7 protein-coding genes are annotated in these 23,464 nt (G+C 33.8%); 2 read left to right on the top strand and 5 right to left on the bottom strand.

The annotated features are described in order from the left end of the window. Positions 1-35: 35 nt before the first annotated feature. From P161_RS0103165 to P161_RS0103145, 5 genes are all read right to left on the bottom strand, one after another. Positions 36-7,616, bottom strand: a complete 7,581-nt coding sequence (locus P161_RS0103165) for an Ig-like domain-containing protein (RefSeq protein WP_026775628.1) — start codon at positions 7,614-7,616, stop codon at positions 36-38. Between the two features lie 363 nt (positions 7,617-7,979). Beyond that, positions 7,980-8,540, bottom strand: coding sequence for a response regulator transcription factor (locus P161_RS0103160; protein WP_026775627.1), 561 nt, complete (start codon positions 8,538-8,540; stop codon positions 7,980-7,982). A gap of 18 nt (positions 8,541-8,558) precedes the next feature. Then, positions 8,559-9,476 (bottom strand): hypothetical protein, encoded by a 918-nt coding sequence (locus P161_RS18935; RefSeq protein ID WP_026775626.1) that lies wholly within the window; start codon positions 9,474-9,476, stop codon positions 8,559-8,561. 2 nt (positions 9,477-9,478) lie between these two features. Continuing rightward, positions 9,479-9,949, bottom strand: a complete 471-nt coding sequence (locus P161_RS0103150) for a T9SS type A sorting domain-containing protein (protein ID WP_026775625.1) — start codon at positions 9,947-9,949, stop codon at positions 9,479-9,481. A 318-nt stretch (positions 9,950-10,267) separates the two neighbouring features. Next, positions 10,268-10,804, bottom strand: coding sequence for a hypothetical protein (locus P161_RS0103145; RefSeq protein ID WP_051605648.1), 537 nt, complete (start codon positions 10,802-10,804; stop codon positions 10,268-10,270). Positions 10,805-10,886: 82 nt separating this feature from the next. On the opposite strand from P161_RS0103145, the gene der reads away from it, so the two are divergent. Continuing rightward, complete coding sequence (gene der / locus P161_RS0103140) at positions 10,887-12,197, top strand: ribosome biogenesis GTPase Der (protein WP_026775623.1); 1,311 nt, start codon at positions 10,887-10,889, stop codon at positions 12,195-12,197. Positions 12,198-13,217: 1,020 nt separating this feature from the next. Further along, positions 13,218-23,399, top strand: a complete 10,182-nt coding sequence (locus tag P161_RS0103135) for an SdrD B-like domain-containing protein (protein ID WP_026775622.1) — start codon at positions 13,218-13,220, stop codon at positions 23,397-23,399. The last annotated feature ends 65 nt before the right edge of the window (positions 23,400-23,464 follow it).

Here is a 23,464-nt window from a genome sequence, read left to right as displayed (position 1 = left end):
AGCCTCTTTTTTTAAAAAACTTAGTATGATATTTTTTATTTTATAATTACCTTTTTTGTTCCAAAATTCGTTTTATCAGTATATACTTTTAATAATAAAATACCTGATTTAGAGAGTATATTAAAGTTAAATGTATTATTTCCTTCTGTAAGATTTTGTCTACTTTTATAAACTACTTTACCTGTTACATCAAATAGTATTATAGTAGCTTGTTCTGAATTTGCACTATAAAGTCTTACATTTATGTTTCCACTTGTTGGATTTGGTGATACTTGTAACTCTTTGATTTGAGAACTGTTAAAGTCATCTGTTGAGTTTTTAGCTACTGCAACAGTTATAGTTACAGTTGCTGTATCCGAATCTCCATTTCCATCTGTAATTGTATAGTTAAAAGTATCTACTCCTGTAAAGTTTGCTTTTGGTGTATAAACTACTTTGTTACCATCTAATACTAATGTACCTCCTATATCTGTTGCTCCTGGTAATGGTGATATTGGATGATTTGGATGTGCTCCATCTGCTCCATAATCATCTGCTCCATTTCCATTATTTAATAAGATAAAGATGTCATTGTCTATACTATTTGCTACTACTGTTACTGCATCATCTTTAGCTGTTGGTGTATCGTTTGTACTAGCACCAGCTCCTATCGTAATTGTAATTTCAGCTGTTGCTATATCTCCACTTCCATCAGTGATGGTATATTGAATAGTTTCTGTGTTTCCATCTACTAATGTTGCATCAGGAATATAAGTTACTTTATTATTAACAATATTTAGTGTAGATGTACTTCCATTTACATTCGTAATTGCTAATGGAGTAGCTCCTGGACCATCTGAACCAAAACTATCATTTGCTAATACATCAATCGTTGTTACTGCTGTTGTTCCAGCAGCTACAGTTGCTGCATCATCATTTGCGGTTGGTGATGCTACCTCTGTTACTGTAATCATTACTTGAGCAATTGAAGTATCTCCACTACCATCAGTAATCATGTAATAAAAACTATCTGATCCTGTAAAGCCTGTTACTGGAGTATATTCTATAACATTTCCATTCACAACAATATTGTTTACAGTACTTCCACTTTCTATTTGCTTCACACTCTTTGATGAAGTTGTACCATTGATAAAAGTTAATGCTCCAGTTGGATGTGCTCCATCTGTACCATACGTATCAATTCCTGAACCATTGTTTGCTAAGACAGCTAAGGACATTATGGTATTTTGAACTACTGAGAATGAATCTGCTTTAGCAGAAGGAACTCCATTTACTGAATCTGCTGCACCTATTGTTACTGTTACTGTAGCTGTTGATGTTACATTGTTTACATCTTTAATTGTATAATCAAAAGTATCTGTTGGACCTGCAAATGTTGCTGAGGCTACATAACCGATTTTTCCATTGACTACTGATAAAGTTGCTCCCTCTGTACTTGTTGCTGTTGGTGAATTTAACGTTAAAGCTTCTGTTGCATGCGGATTTGCAGAACCATAGGTATCATTTGTTAAAACGTCGATAACAACGACATCATTACTACCTTGAACTGCATTTGCTGTATCTGCTACTGCTGAAATATTTACAGTAGCTGCTGTTACAGTTACTGTTACTGTCGCTGAAGATCCATCTCCATTGCCATCTGTTATTATATAACCAAATGAATCAACTCCTGTAAATCCAGCTCTTGGTGTATACAATACAGTTTGGCCAACTAACTCTAATTCACCTCCATTGTCTGTGAAAAATGCTGATAATGATATTGGATGATTTGCATTTGCTAAATCTATTCCATAATCATCTGCTCCATTTCCATTATCTAATAAGATGCTTATTACATTGTCACTACTATCTTGTGCTACTGTTACTGCATCATCTTTAGCTGTTGGTGTATCGTTTGTACTAGCACCAGCTCCTATTGTAATTGTAATTTCTGCTGTTTCTATATCTCCACTTCCATCAGTTATGGTATATTGAATAGTTTCTGTGTTTCCATCTACTAATGTTGCCTCTGGAATATAAGTTACTTTATTATTAACAATATTTAGTGTAGATGTACTTCCATTTACATTCGTAATTGCTAATGGAGTAGCTCCTGGACCATCTGATCCAAAACTATCATTTGCTAATACATCAATTGTTGTTACTGCTGTGGTTCCTGCAGCTACAGTTGCTGCATCATCATTTGCGGTTGGTGATGCTACCTCTGTTACTGTGATCATTACTTGAGCAATTGAAGTATCTCCACTACCATCAGTAATCATGTAATAAAAACTATCTGATCCTGTAAAGCCTGTTACTGGAGTATATTCTATGACATTTCCATTCACAACAATATTGTTTACAGTACTTCCACTTTCTATTTGCTTCACACTCTTTGATGAAGTTGTTCCATTGATAAAAGTTAATGCTCCAGTTGGATGTGCTCCATCTGTACCATACGTATCAATTCCTGAACCATTGTTTGCTAAGACAGCTAAAGATGTCATCGTATTTTGAACTACTGAGAATGAATCTGCTTTAGCAGAAGGAACTCCATTTACTGAATCTGCTGACCCTATGGTTACTGTTACTGTAGCTGTTGATGTTACATTGTTTACATCTTTAATTGTATAATCAAAAGTATCTGTTGAACCTGCAAATGTTGCTGAGGCTACATAACCGATTTTTCCATTGACTACTGATAAAGTTGCTCCCTCTGTACTTGTTGCTGTTGGTGAATTTAACGTTAAAGCTTGTGTTGGATGTGCTCCTGCTGAACCATATGTATCGTTTGCTAACACATTAATGATCACAACATCATTACTGCCTTGAACTGCATTTGCTGTGTCTGCTACTGCTGATATATTTACAGTAGCTGCTGTTACAGTTACATTTACTGTCGCTGAAGATCCATCTCCATTGCCATCTGTTATTATATAACCAAATGAATCAACTCCTGTAAATCCAGCTCTTGGTGTATACAATACAGTTTGGCCAACTAACTCTAATTCACCTCCATTGTCTGTGAAAAATGCTGATAATGATATTGGATGATTAGCATTTGCTAAATCTATTCCATAATCATCTGCTCCATTTCCATTATCTAATAAGATGCTTATTACATTGTCGCTACTATCTTGTGCTACTGTTACTGCATCATCTTTAGCTGTTGGTGTATCGTTTGTACTAGCTCCAGCTCCTATTGTAATTGTAATTTCTGCTGTTGCTATATCTCCACTTCCATCAGTGATGGTGTATTGAATAGTTTCTGTGGCTCCATCTACTAATGCAGCATCTGGAATATAAGTTACTTTATTATTAACAATATTTAGTGTAGATGTACTTCCATTTACATTCGTAATTGCTAATGGAGTAGCTCCTGGACCATCTGAACCAAAACTATCATTTGCTAATACATCAATCGTTGTTACTGCTGTTGTTCCAGCAGCTACAGTTGCTGCATCATCATTTGCGGTTGGTGATGCTACCTCTGTTACTGTAATCATTACTTGAGCAATTGAAGTATCTCCACTACCATCAGTAATCATGTAATAAAAACTATCTGATCCTGTAAAGCCTGTTACTGGAGTATATTCTATAACATTTCCATTCACAACAATATTGTTTACAGTACTTCCACTTTCTATTTGCTTCACACTCTTTGATGAAGTTGTACCATTGATAAAAGTTAATGCTCCAGTTGGATGTGCTCCATCTGTACCATACGTATCAATTCCTGAACCATTGTTTGCTAAGACAGCTAAGGACATTATGGTATTTTGAACTACTGAGAATGAATCTGCTTTAGCAGAAGGAACTCCATTTACTGAATCTGCTGCACCTATTGTTACTGTTACTGTAGCTGTTGATGTTACATTGTTTACATCTTTAATTGTATAATCAAAAGTATCTGTTGGACCTGCAAATGTTGCTGAGGCTACATAACCGATTTTTCCATTGACTACTGATAAAGTTGCTCCCTCTGTACTTGTTGCTGTTGGTGAATTTAACGTTAAAGCTTCTGTTGCATGCGGATTTGCAGAACCATAGGTATCATTTGTTAAAACGTCGATAACAACGACATCATTACTACCTTGAACTGCATTTGCTGTGTCTGCTACTGCTGATATATTTACAGTAGCTGCTGTTACAGTTACGGTTACTGTCGCTGATGATCCATCTCCACTACCATCTCCATTATCATCTGTAATGGTATAGCCAAATGTATCTACTCCAGTAAAACCTGCTCTTGGCGTATACTGTACTTGATTACCAACCAAATCAATTTTTGCTCCATTATCTGTATAAGTTCCTGATATTGATATTGGGTGATTTGGATTAGCACCATCGGTTCCATAACTATCATTTCCTATAATAGTAAGCATATTGTTTTGACTATCTTGATTTACAGTATGTGAATCATTTTTTGCCCAAGGTTTTCCTGGCTCTAGTACAAAAACAATTCTTGTTCTTATTCTAGTGTTACCTGATGCATCTGTTACTGTATATGTTACTGGATAACAGCCTACTGTATCTAAATTATTAGTCACTGCTGAAGCATCTATTACAATATCAGTATCATCAACATCAACATCATATTCATCACTTGCTGTTGCACCTAACTCTACATAAACAGCTGTATTTCCGCCTATGATTTCTATAATTTGAGGATTATCATCTATTAAGGTAAGTAATGGTTTTGTAGTGTCTTCTACAATAACATCTCTTGTTGCTGTATCTGCAATATTATTATTTGCATCGGTTACATTATAGTATACTGGATAAGTACCTAATGTACCAAAAGTATTACCATCACTTGATCCTGCAACTGCTGCACTTGCATCTATTGAAATTGTTGCTGTTAAAGCTATATCATCATCGTAATTATCTGTAGCAGTTGCGGCTAATTCTGTATAAACCTCATTATATTCTATCCTTTGTGGGTTAACCCCTACTAATGCAATTACTGGTTTGGTTGTATCTACAACATCTACTGTTCTTTCTACTTGTGTTGCTGGATTGCCTGCTGCATCTGAAACATTATAGGTTACTGTATAAGAACCAACAAATGCCATATTTACATTGGATATGTCAATAGAAATGTTGCCTGAAATATCTCCATCTATATTATCTGATGCAGTAGCATTTAATTCCGAGTATGGACTATGCACCTCTATCGTTTGTGGATTATCTAGTAACAAGGTTATTACTGGTGCTGTTGCATCTTTACTTTCTGTATCTGTAACTGCACCTCCTGTATTTCCTGCTGTATCTGTTAAAGTAACACTCAAGGTTATTATTCCGTCAGAAAGACCACTCAAGTCAATACCTGAAATCTGATCTGTAGCTGCAGCAATTGTACCTGTTCCTGTTACTGATGCACCTCCATTATTACTGTTTAGAGTATAATTGTAGGTTAACCCAACTTCTGCTCCTGCAAAAGTGAAACTTACTGCTTCATTATTTCCTACATTTATTGGAGATTGATCAATACTTACACTATATCCTGTTGGTACTGTTGCATCTTTACTTTCTGTATCTGTTACTGCACCTCCTGTATTTCCTGCTGTATCTGTTAAAGTAATACTCAAGGTTATTATTCCATCAGAAAGACCACTCAAGTCAATACCTGAAATCTGATCTGTAGCTGTGGCAATTGTACCTGTTCCTGTTACTGGTGTACCTCCATTATTACTATTTAAAGTATAATTGTAAGTTGACCCTATTTCCGCTCCTATAAAAGTGAAGCTTACTGCTTCATCATTTGCTGCGTATATTGAAGATTGATCAATACTTACACTATATCCTGCTGGTACTGTTACATCTATACTTTCTGTATCTGTAACTGCACCTCCTGTATTTCCTGTTGTATCTGTTAAAGTAACACTCAAGGTTATTATTCCGTCAGAAAGACCACTCAAGTCAATACCTGAAATCTGATCTGTTGCTGTAGCAATTGTACCTGTTCCTATTACTGGTGTACCTCCATTGTTACTATTTAAAGTATAATTGTAAGTGGACCCAACTTCTGCTCCTGCAAAAGTGAAACTTACTGCTTGATTATTTGCTGCATTTATTGGAGATTGATCTATACTAACACTATATCCTGCTGGTGCTGTATTATCTATAATTACTGCACTTCCTGAAGATACTGCATCTACATTTGAAGCTGTGTTAGTAGCCGTATCTGATATATTTGAAATTAAAAATGTAGCTGCTCCTTCTGCGGAGTTACCAGCCACTGTTATAGTTGCAGTCCAGTTATTACCATTTGTATTGGTAACTGTTGTAGAAGTAATACCTGCTATTTGTACTGTTGGTGGGTTAATTGATTCATCTGCTGAAAAACTTAACGTAATTTGGTCTCCTACTTTTGCTAAGGTATTTGTAATATTGTTTGATTCCATAGTTACTCCAGAAATTACTGGTGGGGTTGAGTCAGGAGGTAATTCACCAAAGAAATAAACAGATCCGGAAGAAGGAGCGATGCCAGCATCAAAACGAGCGCCTACAATAGCTTTATCTCCACTTATGTCAACATCAAATCCAAAATAACTGAATTGCGCACCATCAGAAGGAGTTATTTTTGTTACTTCTTGCCAAATATTATTAGAAAAACTAAAAATATACGCAGACCCTGAATTGGTAGCATTCACATCATCATAATGAGCACCTATAATGGCTTTGTTCCCTTCAATAGCAACGGAATTTCCAAATTGTTTATCAGGACCATCATCAGAAGCGATTAGTTTTGCTTCTTGTGTCCAATTGTTATTCACAAAACTAAATACATAAGCAGATCCTGAATCTTGACCACCATCATCATTACGATTTGCACCTACAATCGCTTTATCCCCACTTATAGCAACAGACCATCCGAATAAATCACTTTGTGCAGCATCAGTAGCCGTTATTTTAGCCTCCTCTATCCAACTGCCACTTGCAACATTGTAAATATAAGCAGATCCTGAATCTGTACCATCATCATCATCACCCAAAGAACCTACAATTGCTTTGTCTCCACTTATCGCTACTGAATAACCAAAATTATCGCTAGAAGCGCCATCTGATGCCGTTAATTTTGCTTCTTGAACCCAACTATTATTTACATAATTAAAAATATAAGCAGCTCCAAAAAAAGTATTAGCATTATAAGCTCCAACAATGACTCTATCTCCACTAAAAGCAGAGGAGGCTCCAAAATAATCACCACTTGTACCATCAGAAGCTGTTAATTTTGCTTCTTCTACCCAACTATTATTTACAAAACTAAAAACATAAGCAGCTCCTATATAACCATCCGCCAGTCGCGCTCCAATAACGGCTCTGTTGCCACTAATTGTAACGGACCAACCAAAATAATCATCCGCAGCTCCATCAGATGCTGTTAATTTTGCTTCTTCTACCCAATTATTATTTACAAAACTAAAAACATAGGCAGATCCTGAATTAGAACCATTGTCATCGTCATCAGGCGCTCCTACAATAGCTTTGTCTCCGCTAATAGATACAGAATAACCAAATTGATCATTTGCAGCACCATCAGAAGCCGTTTTTTTTATAATTTCATCCCAATTTTGAGCAGAAATATTTAATGCAAAGATGAATGCGACAATAAAAAATAATTGTTTTTTCATAGTTTAGGTGTTTTAAAAATTTTTAAAATATCATAATATATTTATTACTGCAATTGCAGTTTATTACATTATTTTAGGGAAGTAATGTTTGTTTAATTTTTTTGAAGGGGTGTAATTTTTTGAAGGGGAGTGAAAAATATTTTTTACTGAATAAAAAATATTTTAGCTAAAATATTTTTGATATTAATATAATTATCAGAATCTAACGCATGGTTTTCAACTATAAAAACAAAAATTTAAAAATTATTTTGGTCTACAAACATACTATTTACTTTAACTTTAGCTACCATCACAATTGATACTATTCAACCTCATTAATGAGTAAATTATCGATTATATGCTACAAATCAGCGAAATAATTTTTTAAATAAGTCCGCTTTTTAAGGAGAACTTAATTAATTGCGCAGTATTTTGACATGCTGTTTTTTCTAAAATACTTCGTCTATAGGTATCTACTGTATGCCTACTAATGCATAATTTTTCGCCAATATTTTGGCTACTTAATCCGTTAGACATTTCTCTAATAATTTGCAGTTCTCTATTGTTTAAGTTTATTTTATATTTTGTGTTGAAACGTTGTAGAGAAGCTTTTAATTCATCAATAGAAATTGGTTTTAGAAGATAATCGAAAACCGATACTTTTAAAGCTTTAACTGCATAATGAGAATGTTCAGAAACTAATATAATTTTTACGTTAGTTTCTCTTTTGCTAATTTCTTCGGCAATTTCTAAACCAGAAAGATTTGGCATTTCAATTTGCACAAAAGCCAAATCAGGTTCATTCTTTAATATAAAGTCTAATCCTTCGTTTGCGTTTTCAAAAGTGCCAACAACTTCTACTTCTTTAAAATTTGTAAGTAAGCGGTTTAGTCTTTTTAAAAAAGATTCATCAGTATCTATAAGTATCGTTTTAATTTTATCCATCTGGTAAATTGTTAAAAATTAAAATGTTCTTATAGCTCTAACTCTATTCAAGCTCCCTTTTAAAACACTAGACTCTTGACCGTTAGTTGGGTTTACAATTTTAGACATACTATTTGATGCTTCTGTAGAACTCCAATAAAAGTTATTTGATAAATTATCTCCACCTAAAGTAGTAGCTGTAGCATTTAAAGTAGCCACATTTAGAGACATTAATTTTAATTCAAAAACACTAGGCAAATACCAATCTCCATATATTACATTATTTGCCACAACTTCAAGTTCATTGCACAATCTCGCAGCATAAAGGTCACCATCATCACCAAGAAAAACATGCGATGAAATTATGATACTTGAATTAGTTTTACCAGCACCAACTCCATTACCTTTTGCTTGAGTGGAACCAAATGTACCTGCAAACCATTTTGTAGCATCAGATACTTCATCAGCAGAAAGAACCAAACCATGTTGCCCACTTTTATCAACCCAAAAAACGATTCCTCCATGAGCAGCATCACCTATTTTGTATGCTGAAAAATTTTCTGCCGTTTTTGCATGTAATGCATAAGGAACGCTTAAGAGTTGGCTAGTGCCAGAAATTGAATAATCTGTTCCACCTAAAGGATCTGTTTCTGATTTTATAAAATAATTTCCAGAACTCCAATCTATTTGAGAAAAAACACCAGATACTACAGATCCAGTTCCTATTTCTAAGGTAATTAAACCATTAATATTCGTTGTTGGTGTGTGCGTTTCTAAATAGACTGTTTTTCCTGAAGCAGTATTTTCTAAAATACTTATTTGTAAGCCAATCGTTTTATTACTTATTAAGTTTTCATTTGCATCTCTTATAATAGCTTGGTAACTCATTTTTTCGGGTGTTTGTGAAAACCCAATCGTAGTAAAAGCAAGTGCTAAAATTAGTAATATTTTTTTCATAGTTAGTTTTTTATAATTTTAAATACTTTCAATTGTTTTTTTTGGTGATGAACTTTAAGCAAGTAAATACCTGCTGGAAAGGTTTGTATATTGATAGTGGTTAATGGTTTTTGTGTTGTCCCTTTTTTTAGCAATCTACCATGAATATCGAAAATTGAATAATCAAGTTTTTCAATTTCAGTATTTGAAATAGATAAAATAACAGTATCTTTTGTGGGGTTTGGAAATGTTTTAGCTTCTAATGCAAAAGTTTTTGTGTTCGGATTTGTTAAGGTAAATAATTCGATGCTTTGTTGAATTCCTTGTGATATTGAACCATTACCTGCAACATTAGTGGTTACAAATAGTTGACCTATAGTGTAACTTGAAGATCCTGAACCTGTGGCATTTCCTCCTGAAGTATTTATATTTTCCTGGGAAAATATAGCATGTGCATTGAAAAGTAAAAAGATGGGGAGTAGATGTAGTTTCATAAGTAGTTTTTAAATACTTAAAATACTTCTTTTTCAGAGTTTAAAAATCTTTTGGGGGATAGAATAATATTTTAAATACTATTAGTTTGGTACTCAAAAATAACTAAAAAATAAATAGAAAAATAGGTTGTAAAAAAGATTTTTATAAAATTAAATCTAAAGTTGAAAATAAAAATAAATATAAAAACCTATATTACAGTTATTTACGTTTTGAATTAGGAGTTTTAATTGTGTGACATAAAATGATGAGATTTCATAAAAAAGGGGAAAAACACCCTAAAAAAACCTTGTTTTGTGATCGCTTTCAAGTATAAATATCTAAAAATTAGCCTTATAATTGATTGTTTTTATCATAAAATCGTGCAAATTCTTCATTTGATTTTTGCCTGTTTCTTTTCCTATTTTTCCTAAAAAATAAAGAATAACCCAAATAAAAGGTAAAACAACCATCATAGTAAATGGAAAAAAGATAGACTCATTTAAGGACGTTCTAGTATATAAAACGATACAAAAAGCTAAAAAAGAAAAACCTATAATAAAATGTATAAACATAAAAAGTGTCCAAACTTGTGGTTTTGGACCAAATAATCCTTTTAGAGTTGATGTTTCATCAGGTGCTTCTATGATTTCTAAATGCAATTGAGGTGACCAAAAATGCTCCTCTTTCTTAGAAACCGAAATAAAAAGATGATTATCAACAAAGCTGCCTCTAAATTTTGTAGTTTCTTTTTTAAGCTCATCAGCAAAACGATTTAAAATCTCTTGCTTGTTTTCTTTTAACTCAATGGTAAATCGTGGTCTTAAAAAAACTTCGCTATTTCTTTTTTCTATTAATAAGTTTACTTTTTCACTCATAAAAAACAGTTTTATAACAGTTTAAATTTACAATTATTTTTCGTAGACTAAATTGTATCTTTGCAAAAAATATCAACACAAAATGAATAGTATTGTTGCCATTGTAGGAAGACCAAATGTTGGAAAGTCAACACTTTTTAATAGACTGGTTCAAAGAAGAGAAGCAATTGTAGATTCTGTTAGCGGAGTTACAAGAGACAGGCATTATGGAAAATCTGATTGGAATGGAAAAGAATTTTCGGTTATAGATACTGGAGGTTATATTATTGGTTCTGATGATATTTTTGAAGGTGAAATAAGAAAACAAGTAAATCTTGCCATTGAAGAGGCAGATTTAATTGTTTTTGTGGTGAATGTAGAAGATGGTATAACACCAATGGATGCTGAAGTTGCCAAACTTTTACGTAAAGTAAAAAAACCAATTTTTACAGTTGTTAATAAGGTAGATAATGCCATGCGTGAGCCAGATGCTATAGAATTTTATAATCTTGGTTTGGGCGAATATTATACAATTGCCTCTATTAACGGAAGTGGAACAGGAGATTTACTAGATGCTTTGGTTGCAGAAATGCCAGATCCAGAACCTTTTGATGCAGAAAAAGAAGAATTACCAAGATTTGCAGTTGTTGGACGACCAAATGCAGGAAAATCCTCTTTTATAAACTCTTTAATTGGGCAAGACAGGAATATTGTTACCAATATTGCAGGAACTACAAGAGATTCTATCGATACAAAATACAACAGATTTGGTTTCGACTTTAATTTAGTTGATACAGCTGGTATCCGAAAAAAATCGAAAGTAAAAGAAGATTTAGAGTTCTATTCTGTAATGAGAGCTGTACGTTCTATAGAATACTCAGATGTAATTATTTTAGTTGTTGATGCCACTCGTGGATTTGAAGGTCAAGATCAAAGTATTTTTTGGTTGGCAGAAAAAAACAGAAAAGGGATTGTTATCCTAATAAATAAGTGGGATTTAATTGAGAAAGAAACCAATACTTTAAGAGATTTTGAAGCGATGGTTAGAAAACAAATTGAACCTTTTACAGACGTGCCAATTATTTTTATTTCTGCATTAACAAAACAACGTTTATTTAAAGCGATAGAAACTGCTGTAGAGGTTTTTGAAAAGAGAAAGAAAAAAATACCTACAAGTAAGTTAAATGATGTAATGTTAGATGTTATTAAGAGTTACCCACCACCAGCTACTAAAGGGAAATTCGTAAAAATTAAATATTGCATGCAGTTGCCAACAGCAACTCCACAATTTGCTTTTTTTTGTAACTTACCACAATATGTAAGAGATCCTTACAGAAGGTTTTTAGAAAATAAATTAAGAGATATTTACGATTTTTCTGGAGTACCTGTTACAGTTTATTTTAGACAAAAGTAACTTTAAAGGCTAAAAGCTTAGTAATATTTTAAAAGCTTTTATAAATGCTATAATAGAACAATGAGTTTCTTTAGCTTTTTATGTTTTAAATTTTAAAAACTAATTTTTTTTATTTAAAACGTAATTTGATTGTGTAAAAGTATTCATGCTAAAATGTTAATACGTTCAAAAATATACCTAATAGTTTTTGTTTTAAGTTGTGTTTTTTTTTGTGTTGTTTATCAAATTAAATGAATGTAAAAAGGAGTGTGAATTCTTTAATTTTATCAGCAAATTGTTAGTTTCTTTTTGACGTTATTTAGGTAAAATTATTTTAAAGGGCTAAAATATTTACTACTGATTTTAAGCGATTTATAGACTTTTTTTTGCTTGAATTTTTCATAAAAAGATATGTTTCTTAAGTTTTTACGAGCTGGTTTTCAATGTTTTATAAATATTTTTAAAAATTTAAACGACTGAAATACAATTAATTAACTATTAAATTCATTTTTTTAATTGTTTTTTGTTAAATATATTTTAATAATTATTTATAATATGTTAAATTTGTAGGCTTATAATAATTATTATTTCCTTAGTTTTCCCTAACTAGGTTATTCCCCTTAATTAATTTTTTGTAAGCAGGTTAAGTTTATCATTAGTCGAAAGATTTCTGTACTTAATCGAAAAAATGTATCCCTAAGACCAAGATATTTTAATTTTGTTCTTGAAATTAAAGTTAATAACCCTAATTAAAGCTTTTTCAATGAAGAAAAAAGTATACCCTAAGCCGAATAATTTACTGACAACATCAGTGAATAAAAATTCAAATTATATTTATTATAAATCTCAATTAAATTTTAACCTAGCTATACTATAATAGTATTAAGTTAAGATTTCTGTATTGTTTTATTTTACCCTAAATAAAATCAGTATGGATATCTAAATATTTTGCTCAACAATTTCTTCCCTAAGTCCAATACCTCTAAGTCTTGTTCCCAAGAGAATAAAAGTTGTAACCCTAATTATAAACTTTTTCACGCCATGAAAAAAATTACACACAACCAAACGAAGAAATTTGGTTTTTTTACTCAAGTAAAATCACTGAATATTAAAAGCTTATGTACTGCTTTATTGATTACTATTTTAAGTACAACTGGTGTTTATTCACAAAACACATCAACTGCTACTGGTAAAATTAGTATTCGAGAAAACAGCAATACTTCAGCCAAATCAAACGCAAAAACCAACTACGAAGATTTTTCGAGTTTAAACGCTTTCACAACTTCAAGTAGAACAAATGTTTGTTCTCCAGAAAGCTCTTTACTTATAACCGAAGAAAGTACTTGGGGTATCTCTAGGTCTACAATCAACAATAGTGGGTCACCATCTTTTTGTTTAAGCTTGAATGATGAAGCTCCAAAAGAAGATGATGTATTTAACACAACATTAAGTCCATCAGCAGATATTACTTTTAATAACAGCAACCTAAGTAATTCTCAAATTATAAATAGTGTGCAAAAAGTGCTTTCTGTAATGAAGCACAATAACTTTGCACCTAGCTCTGCACCTTCTTCACTTACTGATAATTTTTATAAAGCAATAGCGGTTGCAGTTTGGCATTATACAGATAATTTAAATACAACAAACTATAATTATTCATGGACTGGTGCCAATGGTAACAGCTATAATGTAAATAATTTAAAGCAATGGGTTAGTAATGGAACTTTGCAAACTGCTGATGCAATATGGTTACTTCCAGAAAATAATAGTAGACAACCAGAAGTATTGTTAAACGAGAATACTTCTTCTAACTGTTGTCCTACTCCACCATCAATTACGACTAGCACAAATGCAGCAACTTCAAATAATAATGGCGAAATTATTTTAGAAGCTGCTTCTGGCGCTCAATATTATGGTATTAGTTCTTTAAACGCATCTAGTTATAATGGTCCAACAACCATTGCAACAGCAAATGCAATTCCAAATTCTTTACCATCTACAATACTTTCAAACGCTCCACAAAATGGTGGAACATATATAGTAAGAGCATTTACCAATATTGATGGTTGTTTTACAGATTATACGATTAGTGTTCCTGCAAGTTCAAATTGTTCAATTTCAAAAAATCATCAAGGTGGTTGTTGGAGTACAGAAATAGTTTCAGTTTTATCAAACAACAATAAATTTGATGTTGAAATTTTAGTGACTTATATTGGATCAAATTCATGTAAAGAATTAAGTCACTTCTCTGTTGAAGCAGATAACAATTCTTTTTCTAATGTAGACTGGGAAAAAGTTTCAGGAGATGTTGATGGAAAAATAAAAACATCTTTAGGGAATAATGACCCTTTTGATGGTTTTAAATTAGATGATATAGAAGATATAGGTGATGGAGAAGCTGGTTCATTTAAAATGACATATACGCTTAACTACTTACAAGACCAAAGGTTTTTAGCAAAAGCTGGTAATGATTATTCTCAAATTGCTTCATTTTCAACATCTGATTTTCAACAGGTAATGAATTGTCAAACACCTCCTTGTGATACTGCAGACAATACTACATCTTCTGCTTCAATAACAGAAAATGAAACAAAAACATTAACAGCTTCACCTGCTGGAGGAACTTGGTCAATCGTTTCTGGAGGTGGAACCATAAACGGAAATACATACACTCCAGCAGACATTAATGGAGATACAAATGTTACTATTAGATATACAATTGCTGCTTACGGTTCTTGTGCAGCTACAACTGACGATGTTACTTTTTCAGTAAAAGTGTTACAATCTGTTACAGTTTCTAAAACAGATGTTACTTGTTATGGTTTAGACGATGGTAGCATTACATTTAATTTTGATGATGCTACTTCAAGAACATTTATAGAATTTAGTTTAGATGGTGGAAGCACTTATCAAAATAGTGTTTCAGATGCGTCAGGAAGTGTTACTTATCCAAATTTAGAACCAGGAACATATGATGTTTGGGTTAGATGGGGTAATGGAGATTTCCCAAGAGATTTAGGTGCAGATATTACTATTTCAGAACCTGCTGAAATAGTTGTAAACAATACAACTTCTGGAGCTTCAATTTCAGAAAATCAAACAAAAACATTAAGTGCAACTCCAGCAGGTGGAACTTTTTCTATAGTTTCAGGTGGTGGAACAATTAATGGAAATGAATATGTACCTGGAAACATTAATACAAATACTTCTGTAAAAATAAGATATACTGTTCCAGCAAACGGAAATTGTAGTGCTATTTCAGATGATGTAACGTTTACAGTTACACCTATTTGTTTAACAGCAAATAATACAACATCAACAGCTTCAATAACAGAAGGTGAAACTAAAACATTAACTGGTGCTCCAAATGGAGGAACTTGGTCAATCGTTTCTGGTGGAGGTTCTATTTCTGGAACAACATATACTCCAGATAACATCAACACTGCTACAACTGTTGTAATTCGTTACACAATTGCTGCTGATGGAGATTGTGCTGCTACAACTGACGATGTTACTTTTACTGTAACTCCTATTTGTGATGTAGTTGCTGATAATACAACATCTACTGCTTCAATTAATGAAGATGAAACTAAAACATTAAGTGCAACTCCTGCTGGAGGAACTTGGTCAATCGTTTCTGGTGGAGGAACTATCAATGGAACAACATATACTCCAGATGATATCAACACAAACACAACTGTAGTAATCAGATATACAATTGCTGCTGATGGTGATTGTGCTGCAACAACAGATGATGTTACTTTTACTGTAACTCCAGTTTGTGATGTAGTTGCTGACAATACAACTTCAACTGCTTCAATTACTGAAGGAGAAACAAAGACATTATCAGGTGCTCCAAATGGAGGAACTTGGTCAATCGTTTCTGGTGGTGGTTCAATCTCTGGTTCAACATATACTCCAGATGATATCAACACAAACACAACTGTTGTAATTCGTTATACAATTGCTGCTGATGGAGATTGTGCTGCAACTTCAGACGATGTTACCTTTACTGTAACTCCTGTTTGTGATGTGGTTGCTGATAATACAACTTCTACTGCTTCAATTAATGAAGATGAAACTAAAACATTAAGTGCAACTCCTGCTGGAGGAACTTGGTCAATCGTTTCTGGTGGAGGTTCTATTTCTGGAACAACATATACTCCAGATAACATCAACACTGCTACAACTGTTGTAATTCGTTACACAATTGCTGCTGATGGAGATTGTGCTGCTACAACTGACGATGTTACTTTTACTGTAACTCCTATTTGTGATGTAGTTGCTGATAATACAACATCTACTGCTTCAATTAATGAAGATGAAACTAAAACATTAAGTGCAACTCCTGCTGGAGGAACTTGGTCAATCGTTTCTGGTGGAGGAACTATCAATGGAACAACATATACTCCAGATGATATCAACACAAACACAACTGTAGTAATCAGATATACAATTGCTGCTGATGGAGATTGTGCTGCAACTTCAGACGATGTTACCTTTACTGTAACTCCTGTTTGTGATGTGGTTGCTGATAATACAACTTCTACTGCTTCAATTAATGAAGATGAAACTAAAACATTAAGTGCAACTCCTGCTGGAGGAACTTGGTCAATCGTTTCTGGTGGAGGAACTATCAATGGAACAACTTATACTCCTGATAATATCAATACTGATACAACAATCGTAATTAGATATACAATTGCTGCAGATGGAGATTGTGCTGCAACTTCTGATGATATTACGTTTACTGTAACGCCTGTTTGTGATGTAGTTGCTGATAATACAACATCTACTGCTTCAATTAATGAAGATGAAACTAAAACATTAAGTGCAACTCCTGCTGGAGGAACTTGGTCAATCGTTTCTGGTGGAGGAACTATCAATGGAACAACATATACTCCAGATGATATCAACACAAACACAACTGTAGTAATCAGATATACAATTGCTGCTGATGGTGATTGTGCTGCAACAACAGACGATGTTACTTTTACTGTAACTCCAGTTTGTGATGTAGTTGCTGACAATACAACTTCAACTGCTTCAATTACTGAAGGAGAAACAAAGACATTATCAGGTGCTCCAAATGGAGGAACTTGGTCAATCGTTTCTGGTGGTGGTTCAATCTCTGGTTCAACATATACTCCAGATGATATCAACACAAACACAACTGTTGTAATTCGTTATACAATTGCTGCTGATGGAGATTGTGCTGCAACTTCAGACGATGTTACCTTTACTGTAACTCCTGTTTGTGATGTGGTTGCTGATAATACAACTTCTACTGCTTCAATTAATGAAGATGAAACTAAAACATTAAGTGCAACTCCTGCTGGAGGAACTTGGTCAATCGTTTCTGGTGGAGGAACTATCAATGGAACAACTTATACTCCTGATAATATCAATACTGATACAACAATCGTAATTAGATATACAATTGCTGCAGATGGAGATTGTGCTGCAACTTCTGATGATATTACGTTTACTGTAACGCCTGTTTGTGATGTAGTTGCTGATAATACAACTTCAACTGCTTCAATTACTGAAGGACAAACTAAAACATTAACTGGAGCTCCAAATGGAGGAACTTGGTCAATCGTTTCTGGAGGTGGAACTATCAATGGAACAACATATACTCCAGCTGATATCAATACTGGAACAACTGTTGTAATTCGTTACACAATTGCTGCTGATGGTGATTGTGCTGCAACTTCTGATGATATTACGTTTACTGTAACGCCTGTTTGTGATGTGGTTGCAGACAATACAACTTCAACTGCTTCAATCAACGAAGGTGAAACTAAAACATTAACTGGTGCTCCAAATGGAGGAACTTGGTCAATCTTTTCTGGTGGAGGTTCTATTTCTGGAACAACATATACTCCAGATAACATCAACACTGCTACAACTGTTGTAATTCGTTACACAATTGCTGCTGATGGAGATTGTGCTGCTACAACTGACGATGTTACTTTTACTGTAACTCCTATTTGTGATGTAGTTGCTGATAATACAACATCAACAGCTTCAATTACTGAAGGACAAACAAAAACTTTAACTGGTGCTCCAAATGGAGGAACTTGGTCAATCGTTTCTGGTGGAGGAACTATCAATGGAACAACATATACTCCAGCTGATATCAACACTGATACTACAGTTGTAATTCGTTATACAATTGCTGCAGATGGAGATTGTGCTGCAACAACTGACGATGTTACATTTACTGTAACTCCTGTTTGTGATGTAGTTGCTGATAATACAACATCAACAGCTTCAATAACTGAAAATGAAACTAAAACATTAACTGGGGCTCCAAATGGAGGAACTTGGTCAATCGTTTCTGGTGGAGGTTCTATTTCTGGAACAACTTATACACCAGCCGATATCAATACTGATACTAGTGTTGTAATTCGTTATACAATCGCTGCTGATGGAGATTGTGCTGAAACTTCAGACGATGTTACTTTTACAGTAGCGCCTGTTTGTGATGTCGTTGCTGATAATACAACTTCAAATGCTTCTATCACTGAAGGACAAACAAAAACATTAAGTGGTGCTCCTGCTGGTGGAACATTCTCAATCGTTTCTGGTGGTGGAACTATCAACGGGACAACGTATTCTCCATCTGATATCAATACTAATACAACTGTTGTAATTCGTTACACAATTGCTGCTGATGGAGATTGTGCTGCAACAACTGACGATGTCACATTTACTGTAACTCCAGTGTGTAATGTAGTTGCTGACAATACAACTTCTACTGCTTCAATTACTGAAAATGAAACAAAAACATTAACTGGTGCTCCAAATGGAGGAATTTGGTCAATCGTTTCTGGTGGAGGTTCTATTTCTGGAACAACTTATACACCAGCCGATATCAATACTGATACTAGTGTTGTAATTCGTTATACAATTGCTGCTGATGGAGACTGTGCTGCAACAAGTGATGATGTTACTTTTACTGTTACTCCTGTTTGTGATGTAGTTGCAGACAATACAACTTCAGATGCTTCAATTACTGAAGGTGAAACTAAAACATTAACTGGTGCTCCAAATGGTGGAACTTGGTCAATCGTTTCTGGTGGTGGAACTATCAATGGAACAACATATTCTTCAGCTGATATCAACACTGATACTACTGTTGTAATTCGTTACACAATTGCTGCAGATGGAGATTGTGCTGCAACAAGTGATGATGTTACTTTTACAGTAACTCCAGTGTGTGATGTAGTTGCTGACAATACAACTTCAACTACCTCTATTACAGAAGGTGAAACTAAAACGTTAACAGGTGCTCCAAATGGAGGAACTTGGTCAATCGTTTCTGGTGGAGGAACTATCAATGGAACAACATATACTCCAGATGATATCAATACAAACACAACTGTAGTAATTCGTTACACAATTGCTGCTGATGGAGATTGTGCTGCAACAACAGATGATGTTACTTTTACAGTAACTCCAGTTTGTGATGTAGTTGCTGATAATACAACGTCTACTGCTTCAATCACTGAAGGTGAAACAAAAACATTATCAGGTGCTCCAAATGGAGGGACTTGGTCAATCGTTTCTGGTGGAGGTTCTATTTCTGGAACAACTTATACACCAGCCGATATCAATACTGATACTAGTGTTGTAATCAGATATACAATTGCTGCAGATGGAGATTGTGCTGCTACAACTGATGATGTTACTTTTACTGTAACTCCAGTTTGTAATGTAGTTGCTGATAATACAACCTCAACTGCTTCAATTACTGAAGGTGAAACTAAAACATTAACTGGTGCTCCAAATGGAGGAACTTGGTCAATCGTTTCTGGTGGAGGAACAATCAACGGAACAACTTATACTCCAGCTGATATCAACACTGATACTAGTGTTGTAATTCGTTACACTATTGCTGCTGATGGAGACTGTGCTGCTACAACTGACGATGTTACTTTTACTGTAACTCCAGTAGCAACTGCAGATCCATGTACAGTAGGTGCAATAGTTGGGACACCAACTGCAAATGATCCTGATGGAGATGGAATAAACAACGAATGTGATTTAGATGATGATAATGATGGAATTTTAGATATAAATGAAGGATGTTTTATTAAAACAAACGATGTATCAAATTTTAACATCAACAAAAGTACACATACAGCATCTTTAAACTCAGCTTCTAACGGTTTTGGTATTGATTTTAGAAGACTAGACAATAGCTTTAGTATTACTGTAAATGGAACTCCTCTATTTTCAAATGAAATAGAGTTGGCAAGTGCTTTTAGCTCCATTCCACAAACTATTAGATTTGCTGATGGTACTAGACATGGTGCAAATGGGATTCCTCAAATTTGGTCAATGGGAACTGCTAATGCAGCTACTCCATTAATAAGGTTAATAGTGAATCCTAATGGAAGTGTACAGTTTTATGGTTCTAAAACTTTAAATGGTCCATTAAGACTTATGGTTTTAGCAAATGGATTAACTGTAAATCCAATTGTTTGGAATGCTACAAATTCAATAAAGATTGATCAAGTTCAAAATGGACAAACGCTTGCCATTGGTTCTATTTATGGATATAATAACACTTGTCTAGATACAGATAATGATGGAATTCCAAATAGCCAAGACTTAGATTCTGATGGTGATGGTTGTCTAGATGTTGTTGAATCTGGAGGTGTAGATGCTAATAATGATGGAATTTTAGATGGAAATGCTGTTGATGCTAATGGTTTGATAACTAATGGTTCTGGTGGTTATAATGGTGCAAATGGAAATGAATATAAAGCACATCAAACTTCAATCATAACTGCTCCAGCAAACCAAACAATTACAGAGGGGCAATCTGCTACTTTTAGCGTAATTGGCTCTGCTGAACAAGCTACAAGCTATAATGCTGGGAATCCAGTTTATGGAACTCCTGGAAACGCAAATGCAGGTATTATTTATAAATGGTATTTAGGAAACCCAAATAATGGTGGAACTTTATTAACCAATAATGGAATTTATTCTAATACAAATACTGCTAACTTATCTATTTCAGATGTTACAGGTTTAAACGGAAATCAATATTATGTAGTTCTAACTCACACTAGTAATACTTGTATATCAATAACTAGCGCAGCTACTTTAACTGTAACTTCGTCTGGTTTAGGTTCTATTGGCGATACAGTTTGGTTTGATACAGATGGAGATGGAATTAAAGATGCAGGCGAAAACGGATTAGGAGGAGCAACAGTAACTTTAGATCCAGGAACACCAGGAAACACAGCAGATGATGTAACAACGACTACAGATGCAAATGGAAATTATTTATTTGATGATTTACCAGTAGGAGTTTATACAATTACAGTGGATTTAAGTACTGTAACTTCAGGGATTCCATCAGGAAAAACAATAGCGGATTTAATTCCAATATTTGATGCAGATGGCGTTGGTACACCAAATACAAGTACAATTTCTTTACCAACTGGTATGAATAATTTAGATCAAGATTTTGGTTATGGTATTTCTTCAGGAGGCGTAAATACAGGAAATGATGGAGGAATCGAGTCAGAATCTTTAGGAGATGCTTTAACGAAGTTGTATGTAGGTAGAAAGAAAAATTCAGTACCAACAGAATTTGTAAAATCAGCAGCCAACTTGTATAACAAATCTAAAATGAAGTCTGTACAACCTTATCAAGGAAAAGGACAAACGATGTTAGATATGTTTCCAGCAGAACTAGTTCCAGGAAATGTAGCCAATATAACATCGCCAACAGATATTTTAGATATCACCACAGCAGATGAGGTATTAGCAGTAGATTTCTCTTTAGATGGCGAAACAAAAGGAGTTGTTTTAGGTATTAAAACTTCAGATAAGGTTTACAACCATACCAAAGCATCTTGTGATCGTTTAAGAGGAGCAGAAATTTTAAATATTCAGACTGTACAGGTAAATGGCTATAATTTCTTAATGCAAGGAATTAAGCAAAGAAATGGAGTTGTAGAATACGCAATTTCTTTTGCAACAGCCAAAAACAATAACGATACAAACTATACGATTCAAACAAACTGGTATGTTAATGACTATACCAAGTTTAACGATGTTTATAACTTCCAAGTATGGTCTACAAAGCCAGCAGATACTCAAAAGTTAGTAGCGGATATTTTAGAGAATTTAAATTCTTTTATTCCTGTGAATCAAACAGAAATTCAGAAAGTTCCAGAAACATATGCTTCTAAAATCTATAGAGATAAAGCTGAATTAGTAGTAATGTTAAGAAGTACAGAAGAAGGACAAACTGCAGAAGTATCTATGGTAGAATTGTATTCTGAAACAGCAAACAATATCAAATACAGAAATAATTCTTTAAGCACAGAGATTCAACAAAGTTTACGATTAGATATCGCAGATGGCTATGAATATGATGGATTGGTAAAAGTAGAAAATGAAGTAGAAGATGCTTTTTATCATGCAGATGGAAACTGGGGCTTAGATTTTGATAAGCGTTATACAGAAATTAAAAACTACTTTGTATGGAATAATTTTGATAGAGAGTATAAAGATGATGAATATGCTATTAACAGAGATGTTGAAGTACAAGCAACAAGTGATTATGATTACTTAACCGTATATAAATCATTATTACCTGGAACTATTTCAGCAGATTACTCTGAGTATAACTATGTAGCTTTTACAGCAAAAGGATCAGGATTGATGGAATTAGGTTTAATCAAATCATCTGTACAAGATTGGAAAGCACAGTATAGAGTTATGGTAGATTTTTCTGAAGAAGAGCAAACATATTACGTTCCTTTTGATATATTTGCATCAAGTGCAACGCAAGATAAATTAACAGCAGAAGATTTAACAACCCTAACGTTCACCTTTTTACCAGTAGAAGCAAACACGACAGAGTTAGATTTAAAGATCTCTGATGTTCGTTTTGCAAAAACAGCAGTAGAAGGACAGATTGTAAACAAGATAGAGAAGTTTAACAATGAGTTTATGGCTTATCCAAACCCATCTCAAGGAAATGTAAACTTGTTATTATTCAGTGAAACAGCTACAGAAGCTACAGTAACTTTATCAGATATTACTGGTAAAATTATCTACAGTCAAAAAGCGACGTTAAACGCAGGTAAAAACGAGTTAGAGTTTAACTTTAAAGTAAAAACTGGAGTCATGTTATTAAATGTAACAAGCCCAGAGACTAATTATGGAACCACAAAAGTTCTATTTAGATAGGAAAGTACATCAATAGTTTAAATAATTTTTAGGGGTATTAATTAGAACTATTGATCCCAAGAGAG

This window comes from Polaribacter sp. Hel_I_88 (genome assembly GCF_000687935.1).
Taxonomy (GTDB): Bacteria; Bacteroidota; Bacteroidia; order Flavobacteriales; family Flavobacteriaceae; genus Polaribacter.
This window is presented reverse-complemented; position numbering and strand designations above follow the sequence as displayed.